The organism is Asanoa sp. NPDC049573 (genome assembly GCF_040676615.1).
In the GTDB taxonomy this organism is placed as follows: Bacteria; Actinomycetota; Actinomycetes; order Mycobacteriales; family Micromonosporaceae; genus Asanoa.
The window spans coordinates 171,141-180,857 of sequence record NZ_JBFAPI010000005.1 but is presented as its reverse complement, the minus strand read 5'-3'; the positions used below and the strand labels follow the sequence as shown (position 1 = coordinate 180,857).

The following is a 9,717-nucleotide window of genomic DNA, read 5'->3' as shown; positions in this document are numbered from 1 at the left end:
AACCTCAGACCGCCCAACCTCAGACCGCCCAACCTCAGACCGCCCAACCTCAGACCGCCCAACCTCAGACCGCCCAACCTCAGACCGCCCAACCTCAGACCGCCCAACCTCAGGCCACGCAACCTCAGACCGCCCAACCTCAGACCGCGCAACCTCAGGCCACGCAACCTCAGGCCGCGACACCTCAGGCCGCCGAACCTCAGGCCGCGAAACCTCAGGCGGCGAGAGCTCAAACCGCGGAAACGTCGTCGCGAGCGTCTCCGGATCGTCCAGGCCTTCGAAGGGCGACCGCAACGGCCGGGTCAGCGCCGTATAGGGATCCGGCTCGGCACGAAGCCGCGCCAACCGCTGCCGCGCGACCGTCTCGTCATCAGACACGCCGGCGACGCTAAGGCAGCGGAATCACCAGCGTCCGAGCCCTGTGGACAACCCGAAGGCTGTGGAAAACCCCTCAAGGCCGCCGGTGGACGACCACGGAGGCCAACCCGGGACCGACATGGGCGGCCACGGCCGCCCCGATCTCCGTGACGTAGCAGTCCCGCAACCGCGGCCCGAGCCGGGACGCCAGCGTCGACGCCAACTGGACCGCCCGATCGGCTCCGTCGAGATGATGCACGGCAATATCGACGTCGGACTCCCCCGCCGCCTCCACGGCCAGGTCGACGAGCCGGGCAAGACCGCGACTGGCCGTGCGGACCTTGTCGCGCACCACGATCCCGCCGTCGACCACGTGCAGGATCGGCTTGACCGACAGGGCGGTACCGAGCAACGCCGACGCGGCGTTGATCCGCCCACCCCGGCGCAGGAACTCCAACGTGTCCACATAGAACAACGTCGACGTACGCGACGCGGCCTCGACTGCGGCGAGCCGGACCGCCGCGGCGGACAGGCCCTGATCGGCCGCCGCGCGAGCCGCCAGCGTCGGGAAACCGAGACCCATCCCCGTCGACCTGGCGTCGACGACCGAAACCTGCGGACCGACCTCCGCCGCCGCGAGTCGCGCCGACTCTACGGTCCCGGACAGTTGAGCCGAGAGATGGACCGACACGACGTCGGAAGCGCCCTCGGAGAGCAGGCGCCGGTAGAGGGAAGCGAACGAGGCCGGCGACGGCCGCGACGTCGTCACCGAGACCCGACGGCCACCGAGGGCACGCGCCACCTCGGCCGAACTGACGTCGACGCCCTCGGACCCCTCGACGCCGTTGATCACGACCGTCAACGGCACCACCGACACCGTCGCCTGCGCGTCGGGCGGCAGGTAGGAGGTGGAGTCGGTGACGACCGCTACGGACATGCCGGCACCGTAGCCGAGATCAGCCGGCTACGCGGACGATGGCGCCAAGAAAGCTGCTCAGCTTGGACTGAGCACGCCCCGGTTGTGTGCCATCAGTTGCCAGCCCGTGCCGCCGACGCGTGGGGTGCGGTCGCGCAGTTCGGTCCAGTGGCAATTGCTCAGCGAGCCGAGCGTGCGGGTGGCCTCGTTGGGCCAGCCGAGCAGCGCACCGCAACCCTGCCTGGCCGCGCCGCCGTGGGTGGTCACCACGACGGTGCCACCCGGTGCCAGGGCCGCGGCGTCCTGCAGCGCCTCCAGCACCCGTTTGGACAGGTCGTCGAGGCTCTCGATGCCGCAACCGGGCGACGGGTGGCCGGCGCGCCATCGCGCGTACTCCGTGGGATGCCTGGTCTCGATGTCCGAGAGCAGCATTCCCTGCCACTCGCCGAAATGGCGTTCGCGCAGGCGGGTGTCGACCGAGATCGAAAGACCGGTCAAGGCCGCCAGGGAACAAGCAGTGTCGTACGCCCGGGAAAGGTCGCTGCTGACCAACGCGTCGGGGTGGTAGGCGGCGAGCAGCGCGGCGGCGGCGGCGGCCTGGTCCCGACCGCGGGCGTTGAGCGGCGCGTCCGTCTGGCCCTGGACGCGGCCGCCCGCGTTGTAGTCGGTGTTGCCGTGCCGCCAGACGAGCAGCCTGGTCATTCGGCCGGGCTCGCCTCACCGCCGGTGGCGGCGGGGGCGGCCGGCACCAGGTCGCGGTCGACGAACGGGATGACCGGGCAGTCCTTCCACAACCGGTCGAGCGAGTAGAACTCGCGCTCCTCGGTGTGCTGGACGTGGACGACCAGGTCGACATAGTCGAGCAGCACCCAACGGCCGGCGCGCTCGCCTTCGCGGCGGACGGGCTTGGCCTTCTCGGGCAGGTTGACCAGTGCCTCTTCGATCGCGTCGACGATGGCGAGGACCTGCCGCTCGTTGGGCGCGGAGGCGATCAGGAAGGCATCTGTGATCACCAATTGGTCGGCGACGTCGATGATGACGATGTCTTGCGCCTTCTTGTCGGCAGCGGCCTGCGCGGCGGCGAGCGCCAGCTCGCGCGTGCGGTCGGAAGCGGTCACCGTTCTCCTCTGGTCGACGGCATTCCCTACAAGCCTCTCACATGCCGCACCGCGACCCGCGCTCAGCAGAGGCGAAATCACGCTCGGTAAAGGTGACGTTTCGCAATGTATTGGACGACCCCGTCGGGCACCAGGTACCAGACCGGCTTGCCGGCCGCGACCCGCGTGCGGCAGTCGGTCGACGAGATCGCCATCGCCGGCACCTGGATCATCGACACGGCGTCGGTCGGCAGATGGGCGTTGCTCAGGGTGAAGCCGGGACGGGTGACGGCGACGAAATGCGCCAACTCGAACATCTGGTCGGTGTCTTTCCACGACAGGATGCGCTCCAGCGCGTCGGCACCGGTGATGAAGAACAGTTGCGTCTTCGGCCCGTACATGGAACGGACGTCACGCAGGGTGTCGACGGTGTAGGTGGGGCCCTCGCGGTCGATGTCGACCCGGCTGACGTGGAACCGGGGGTTGGACGCGGTCGCGATCACCGTCATCAGGTAGCGGTCTTCGGCCGGCGAGACCTCGCGGCTCTCCTTCTGCCACGGCTGCCCCGTCGGCACGAAGACGACCTCGTCGAGCGCGAAATTGTCGGCAACCTCGCTCGCCGCGATCAGGTGGCCGTGGTGGATCGGGTCGAAAGTGCCACCCATGATCCCGATCCGGCGTACGCCGAGATCGTCGTCACCGTTCATCACCGGATCGTATGCCCGTCACCTGGCCCGGGCAGCCAGAGCGAGACGAAGGTCATCGTCGCTGTCGATCACCGTGCGGCGCAGCGTCGGCGGCAGGTCGTCGCGGGCGAGCATCCTGGCGGCCAGGTCCCGGGTGCGCTGCTCGACGGCGTAGCGGGGAAACGCCAGGTCGGCGACGCGTTCGGCGGCGAACGGGGTGCGCCGTTTCGCCGCCGCCGGCATCTCGTCGAAGTAGCGCTCGACGTAGGGCTCGGTCAGCTCGGTCTGCTCCGGCTGGAACAGCCCTCGCGCGTTGGCCTCCTGGATGCGGTTGGACAGGTGGTCACCGTTGACCACCACCTCCCACGCGGCCGCCTTCGCCGCGGCGTCGGGGCGCGCCGCCTGGGCGCGGGCCGCCCACTCTTCGCCCGACGCGCTGCGGTCGGCGGCGAGTTCGGCGGCGATCCGGTCGGCGTCGACGGCGCCCAGCACGGCCAGCCGGTAGATGATCCGCCAGCGCAGCTCCTCGTCGATCAGGACGCCGTCGGGCACGCCGGCGCCGTCGAGCCAGCCGAGCAGCCGCGGTGTGTCGACGCTGGAGCTGACCAGCGCGCGCATGGCCGCGAGCCGGCGGGAAGCACCGGCGTCGGGCGTGCCGACCAGCGCCTCGCACGCCGCGGCGACCCGGGCCAGGGCCGCTGTGCGGGCGGCCGGCGGCAGGTAGCGGTCGATCAGGTTGCGGGCCTGGAGCAGCGCGTCTTCGACGACGATGACCTTGGTCTCCGCGGGGAGGGCGGCGACCAGCAGGTCGACCAGGTCGACGACCGGGCGCTCCGCGTCGCGTACGCCGTCAATGGTCGAGGTCCAGACCACCGCCCGGGCGAGCGGGTCGCGCAGCGTCGGAAGCACGTGTGGCACCGCGGCGGCCGACGCCGGGTCGAGCCTGATCTTGGCGAAGGTCAGGTCGCCGTCGTTGAGCAGCAGCAGGTCGGCGGGTGACTCGCCGCGCAGCGCGGCGACCTCGGTGCGGGCGCCGTCGACGTCGACCTCGACCCGGCGCCGCAGCGTGGTCGCACCGTCGGCGCCGCGGTCGTAGAGGCCGAACGCGACGCGGTGCGGACGCAGCACCTCGCCCGCCTGGAGCACCGCGGCCGTGTCGTAGCCGCCCTCGACCGACACCCGCAGCGTGTTGACGCCCGCCCGGCGCAGCCACAACTGCGCCCACGCGGACAGGTCGCGGCCGCTCGCGGCGGACAGCGCGCCGAGCAGGTCGGCCAGCGTCGCGTTGCCGAAGGCGTGCGCCCGGAAGTGGGCCTGGATGCCGGCCAGGAACGCCTCGTCGCCGACCCAGGCGACCAGTTGGCGCAGCGTCGAGGCGCCCTTGGCGTAGGAGATGCCGTCGAAGTTGACCAGGGCGTCGGCCGAGTTGGGCACGCTGGTGGGCGCCACCGGGTGGGTCGACGGGCGCTGGTCGGTCTCGTACCCCCAACCCTTGCGCCGCATGCCGAACGTCGTCCACGAGTCGCGGAACCGGGTCGCCTCGGCCAGCACCCGGGTGCCCATGTATTCGGCGAACGACTCGTTGAGCCACAGGTCGTCCCACCAGCGCATGGTGACCAGGTCGCCGAACCACATGTGTGCCATCTCGTGTGCGATCGTGATGGCGCGCAACTCCCGCTCGGAGTCGGTGACCGCCGACCGGTAGATGTAGTCGTCGCGGATCACGACGAGGCCCGGGTTTTCCATCGCGCCGGCGTTGAACTCGGGCACGAACGCCTGGTCGTATTTGCCGAACGGGTAGCGGAAGCCGAACAGCTCGTGGAACCGGTCGAGACACCGCCGGGTGATCTCGAAGATCTCGTCGGCGTCCTTGTCGAGATGCTGGGCCACCGAGGCCTTGCAGTAGAGCGTCAGCGGGATGCCGTCGTGTGTGGACTCGACCGCGTGGTAGGGCCCGGCGATCAGCGTGACGAAGTAGGTCGCCAGCGGCTTTGTCGGCTCGAACGCCCAGGTGGTGGCGTCGCCCGCCGGCGTCGACGACGCCGCCGCGGCGTTGGCCGCGACCGTCCAGCCGGCCGGCGCGGTGACCCGCATGGTCACCGGTGCCTTGAGGTCGGGCTGGTCGAAGCAGGCGAAGATGCGCTGCGCCTCGTCGAGAAAGGACGTCGCGTGCAGGTAGACGCTGCCGTCGGCCGGGTCGACGAACCGGTGCAGCCCCTCGGAGCTGTTGGAGTAGGCCATGTCGGCCTCGACGGTGAGCACGTTGTCGGTGCGCAGGTCGGCCAGGGCCAGCCGGTTGCCGTCGAGCGCCGCGGGGTCGAGCGGGCTGCCGTTGAACGAGACGGCGTGCAGGCGAACGGGCTTGAGCTCGACGAACGTGGCGGAGCCGGGGTGGGTCGCACCGAACCGGATCGTGGTGGTCGACCGGAAATGGTCGGCGGTGGTGACGTCGAGGTCGATGGTGTATGACTCGACGTCGATGGCGGCGGCCCGGTCGGTCGCTTCGCCCTGGGTCAGGCTGCGCATCCGCCTATCGTGCACGAAGTCGCGCGGACAGGTCGACCCGTAGGCGAACCGGTATAGCCTGACGGTCCGCCCCCGCGGCTTGAGCATCCGAGGAGCAGCGCGATGGCACACCATCCCAAGGGAGACTTCGACCTGGCCCGCGCCGTCTGGCAGCGGGTCGGAGACGAGCCCGCCGAGCACGGCGCGGTCGAGGTCGCGTTCGTCGACGACCTGATCGGGTTGCGCAACTCGGCCGACCCGCAGGGTACGGTGCTGGTCTTCACCCAGGGCGAGTGGGACGCGTTCGTCGCGGGTGCCCGCGACGGCGAGTTCGACCTGGCCTGAGGCCGGCGCGCTCATGCCGCGGCCAGCAGGTCGCGGATGAGCTGCATGTGCCGGATCCGCGGCGCCAGTGCGCGCAGTTGCAGCGCCAGGTTGGTGGCGGCCAGGATCGGCTCGTCGTCGGGCAGGTCATAGCCGAGCCGCTCGCGCAGCCACGGCGACACCTGCGCCCAGCTGTAGTAGCTGGTCTCGCGGTCGGGGTCGAGCGGCGCCGGGAAACCGCCCGGCCCCCGCTTGCCGAGCGCCCACAGCCGCACGATCTCGCGCGAGCGCCCGATCCGCGCCCCGATCTCGGCCAGCGTCAGCCAGTCGCGGTCGGCCACCCGGGTCACCTGCAGGTCGGTCGTCTCGACCTGGTGGATGGCGACCGCGATGGCGTCGGCCAGCGCGGCCGCCGGCCGGTCGAAGGTCAACCGGTGGGTGCCGTCGGCGCCGGTCTCCGACCGCGGCGGCCCCGGCAATTCGGCCAACAGGCGCTGCTGGGTCAGGCTCGGCGGCCGGTCGACCACCAGCAGGAAATGTTGAACGCGCATCGCCGCCTCCCCCGCCGGGCGCCCCGTGCACCCGCTCGCGCCGAGTCTGGCCACCATCCGGCTCCCCGGGAGGAGCCAGCGGAGGGGGCCAGCGACATTTGCGGTTGCTGCTTTTGCCGCCCCGGCGCCGGCTGCTAGCGTGGACGGATGCGGACGCTGAGTTTCCTCGGCTGGTGGACGCCCTAAGGGCGGCCCCGCTTTCCGCGTGCCCACATCACACGGCCGCCCGAGTTCGGGTGGCCGTTTTTTCGTGACCCGGCTCGCGCGGCTCCTCTCATCCCACGGAGGCAGCCATGACCACCACCGTCGCGACCCGCCGCATCACCGGCCTCAAGCCCACCGGTGAGCTGCACCTGGGCAACCTGCTCGGCGCCATCCAACCGATGGTCCGCGACCAGTACACGTCCGACTCGATCGTCTTCCTCGCCGACCTGCACGCGCTGACCGTCGCACACGAGCCGCGCCAGCTCCGGGAGAACACCCTGCGCCAGGCGACCGTGCTGCTCGCGGCCGGTCTCGACGCCGACCGCACGCTGTTCTACGTGCAGTCCCAGGTTCCCGACCACGCCGAACTGCATTACCTGCTGGAATGCACGACGGCGTACGGCGAGGCACATCGGATGATCCAGTTCCGGGAGAAGGCCGGTGACCGCTCGGACGTGCGGTTGAGCCTGTTGACCTACCCGGTGATGCAGGCGTCCGACATCCTGTTGCACGACGCGGCCGAGGTGCCGGTCGGCGACGACCAGCGACAACACGTCGAGCTGACCCGCGACATCGCCAACCGGTTCAACCACCGCTACGGCGAGACGTTCGTCGTGCCGCGGGTGGTGACGCCGCCCGTCGCCGCACGTGTGATGGATCTCACCAATCCGACCGCGAAAATGGGCAAAACGACGTCGTCGGCGTCCGGCGCGATCGGCCTGCTCGACCCGCCGGCCCTGGTCACCCGCAAGATAAACCGGGCGGTCACCGATTCGGACGGAATCATCGAGTACGACCCGGCGCTGCGACCCGGGGTCAGCAACCTGCTGGAGATCCTGGCTGCCTGCGTCGGCGGCTCACCCTCCTCGGTCGCCGCGGATTTCCGGGGGTACGGGCAGCTCAAGAGCGGCACGGTCGAGGCGGTCCTGGGGCTGCTGCGGCCCTTGCAGGCGCGTTACGAGACGCTCGCGCGCGATCCCGGCTACGTGCGCGGCGTACTGGCCGAGGGTGCCGAGCGGGCGCGGGAGCGTACCGCCGAAACGGTCTTCCGCGCGAAGCGCTCGATCGGGGTACTGACATGAAGGTCTTGTCATAGCCACGTGCTAGACCTATGTCCTACCTGGAGGAGGGTCCGCCATGACCGCACCGACCGGCGTGTCCACGGAGGAGCGCCAGGGCGCCAGCCCGTGGCTCGTCCTGGTGACGCTCTGCCTGGGCTTCTTCATGATCCTTCTGGACACCACGATCGTCAACATCGCGATCCCGGACATGAGCACGAGTCTCGACGCGTCGCTCGACCAGATTCTCTGGATCATCAACGCCTACGTGCTGGTCTACGCGGTCCTGCTGATCACCGCCGGTCGGCTCGGCGACCTCTTCGGGCCCAAGCGGCTGTTCATCATCGGGTTGGTGGTCTTCACCGCGGCGTCGGCGGCGTGCGGCCTGGCCACCAGCCCCGAGCAGCTGATCGTGTTCCGGATCGTCCAGGGCGTCGGCGGCGCGCTGCTCACGCCGCAGACGCTCTCGACGATCACGGTGATCTTCCCGCCCGACAAGCGCGGCGTCGCGTTCGGCGTGTGGGGCTCGGTGGCCGGCGTCGCCACCATCGCCGGCCCGACCCTGGGCGGTTACCTGGTCACCGACTTCGGCTGGGAGTGGATCTTCTTCGTCAACGTCCCGGTCGGCGTGGTCACCGTCATCATGGCCCTGATCACGATGCCCGACCTGCGGCTCAACCGGCGCCACAAGCTCGACTGGACGGGCACGGCGCTGGCCACGATCGGGTTGTTCCTGCTGGTCTACGGCCTGATCGAGGGCGAGCCCCACGACTGGGGCAAGGTCTGGGGTCCGATCACGATCGTCGAGGTGATCGGCGCCGGCGTGCTCGTGCTGGCCGTCTTCCTCTACCACCAATACGTGACCCGGGCGGGTGAGCCGCTGGTCCCGTTCAGCATCTTCAAGGACCGCAACTTCGCGACGATGAGCTGGGTGAGCAGCGCGATCGCGTTCGGCATGCTCGGCCTGTTCCTGCCCCTGGTGATCTACCTGCAGTCGGTGCTCGGGCTGACCGCCTTGCAGGCCGGCATCGCGGTCGCGCCGATGTCGCTGCTGTCGATGGTGATCGCGCCGTTCGCGGGGCGCGCCGCCGACCGCGCGGCGGGCAAGTGGGTGCTGACCGTCGGCCTGACCCTCTGGTGCGCCGGCATGGCGACGGTGGTCGCGCTGGCCAAGTCCGACACGGGCCAGTGGGGCCTGCTGCCCGGCCTGCTGATCGCCGGCACCGGCCTCGGCATGGTCTTCGCTCCCCTGCAGACGATCGCGATGCGCAACGTGCCACCGCGACAGGCGGGCGCCGCGTCCGGCCTGATCAACACCACCCGGCAGCTGGGCGCCGTGATCGGCTCGGCCGCGGTCGGCGCCCTGCTGCAGGCCCAACTCGTCGGCAAACTCGGCGAGGCGGCCCGCACCAACGCCGCCGACCTGCCGCCCGAGGCCCGGCAGCCCTTCCTCGACGCGGTCGCCGGCGCGACCGGCGGCAGCCTGCACGTCGGCGCGGGCCAGTCCGGGGCGACGATCCCAGCGGGCGTGCCCGAGCAGTTCCGGCAGTCCCTGATCGACGTCACCACCCGCACGTTCCACGAGGGCTTCACCAACGCGATGAAAGCCACCCTCCTACTCCCGCTGATCGTCCTCGCGATCGCGGCCGTGAGCTGCCTCTTCATCCGCCAACAACAACCACCGACGGCCACGGCCCCAACCGAACCCCACCCGGCCGAGGCCAACGCCCAGCCCTGACCCGAACCACCCACCGGCCCCAGCCACGAACCGATCCCCAGGCGCGGTGGGTGCCCGGGGATCGCCCAGCGGGGACCGGCTTCTCCTCCAGGCCACCGTGCCCGACGCGGACCGCTACACCCTGGGTTGGGCCCACGGGCGCGCCGCCGCGCTAACCGTGGACCGGGTGCAGGTCCGAGCCGTGCGCATCGCGGGCGGCGCCCATCGCGGGCCGTGCGCATCGCGGGCCGTGCGCATCGCGGGCCGCGCCCATCGCGGGCCGCGCCCAACCAGGCCAGGTG

9 protein-coding genes are annotated in these 9,717 nt (G+C 70.7%); 3 read left to right on the top strand and 6 right to left on the bottom strand.

What is annotated here, in order from left to right; all coding sequences use genetic code 11:
* Nucleotides 1–451 precede the first annotated feature (451 nt).
* The 5 genes from AB0J74_RS13780 to pepN form a co-directional block, all read right to left on the bottom strand.
* Nucleotides 452–1,294, bottom strand: a complete 843-nt coding sequence (locus AB0J74_RS13780; RefSeq protein ID WP_363448054.1) for a DegV family protein — start codon at nt 1,292–1,294, stop codon at nt 452–454.
* Nucleotides 1,295–1,351: 57 nt separating this feature from the next.
* Nucleotides 1,352–1,975: a histidine phosphatase family protein gene (locus tag AB0J74_RS13775; RefSeq protein ID WP_363448052.1), complete on the bottom strand. Its 624-nt coding sequence runs from the start codon at nt 1,973–1,975 to the stop codon at nt 1,352–1,354.
* The gene (rsfS, locus tag AB0J74_RS13770; protein ID WP_363448051.1) at nt 1,972–2,391 is read right to left on the bottom strand and encodes a ribosome silencing factor; all 420 of its coding nucleotides are present in this window, start codon (nt 2,389–2,391) and stop codon (nt 1,972–1,974) included. The genes AB0J74_RS13775 and rsfS overlap by 4 nt, the downstream gene beginning before the upstream one ends.
* 77 nt (nt 2,392–2,468) lie before the next feature.
* Nucleotides 2,469–3,077: a nicotinate-nucleotide adenylyltransferase gene (nadD, locus tag AB0J74_RS13765; protein WP_363448050.1), complete on the bottom strand. Its 609-nt coding sequence runs from the start codon at nt 3,075–3,077 to the stop codon at nt 2,469–2,471.
* Between the two features lie 18 nt (nt 3,078–3,095).
* On the bottom strand, nt 3,096–5,582 hold the full coding sequence (gene pepN, locus AB0J74_RS13760; protein WP_363448049.1) for an aminopeptidase N: 2,487 nt from the start codon (nt 5,580–5,582) through the stop codon (nt 3,096–3,098).
* A gap of 102 nt (nt 5,583–5,684) precedes the next feature.
* On the opposite strand from pepN, the gene AB0J74_RS13755 reads away from it, so the two are divergent.
* Nucleotides 5,685–5,906 carry a DUF397 domain-containing protein gene (locus AB0J74_RS13755; protein ID WP_363448048.1) on the top strand — a complete coding sequence of 74 codons (222 nt, stop codon included), beginning with the start codon at nt 5,685–5,687 and terminating at the stop codon, nt 5,904–5,906.
* An 11-nt stretch (nt 5,907–5,917) separates the two neighbouring features.
* Here AB0J74_RS13755 and AB0J74_RS13750 read toward each other — a convergent pair whose 3' ends face one another.
* The gene (locus AB0J74_RS13750) at nt 5,918–6,436 is read right to left on the bottom strand and encodes a hypothetical protein (RefSeq protein WP_363448047.1); all 519 of its coding nucleotides are present in this window, start codon (nt 6,434–6,436) and stop codon (nt 5,918–5,920) included.
* A 293-nt stretch (nt 6,437–6,729) separates the two neighbouring features.
* Here AB0J74_RS13750 and trpS point away from each other — a divergent pair, with 293 nt between their 5' ends.
* Nucleotides 6,730–7,722, top strand: coding sequence for a tryptophan--tRNA ligase (gene trpS / locus AB0J74_RS13745; protein ID WP_363448046.1), 993 nt, complete (start codon nt 6,730–6,732; stop codon nt 7,720–7,722).
* Nucleotides 7,723–7,777: 55 nt separating this feature from the next.
* Nucleotides 7,778–9,436: a DHA2 family efflux MFS transporter permease subunit gene (locus tag AB0J74_RS13740; RefSeq protein WP_363448045.1), complete on the top strand. Its 1,659-nt coding sequence runs from the start codon at nt 7,778–7,780 to the stop codon at nt 9,434–9,436.
* Nucleotides 9,437–9,717 lie beyond the last annotated feature (281 nt).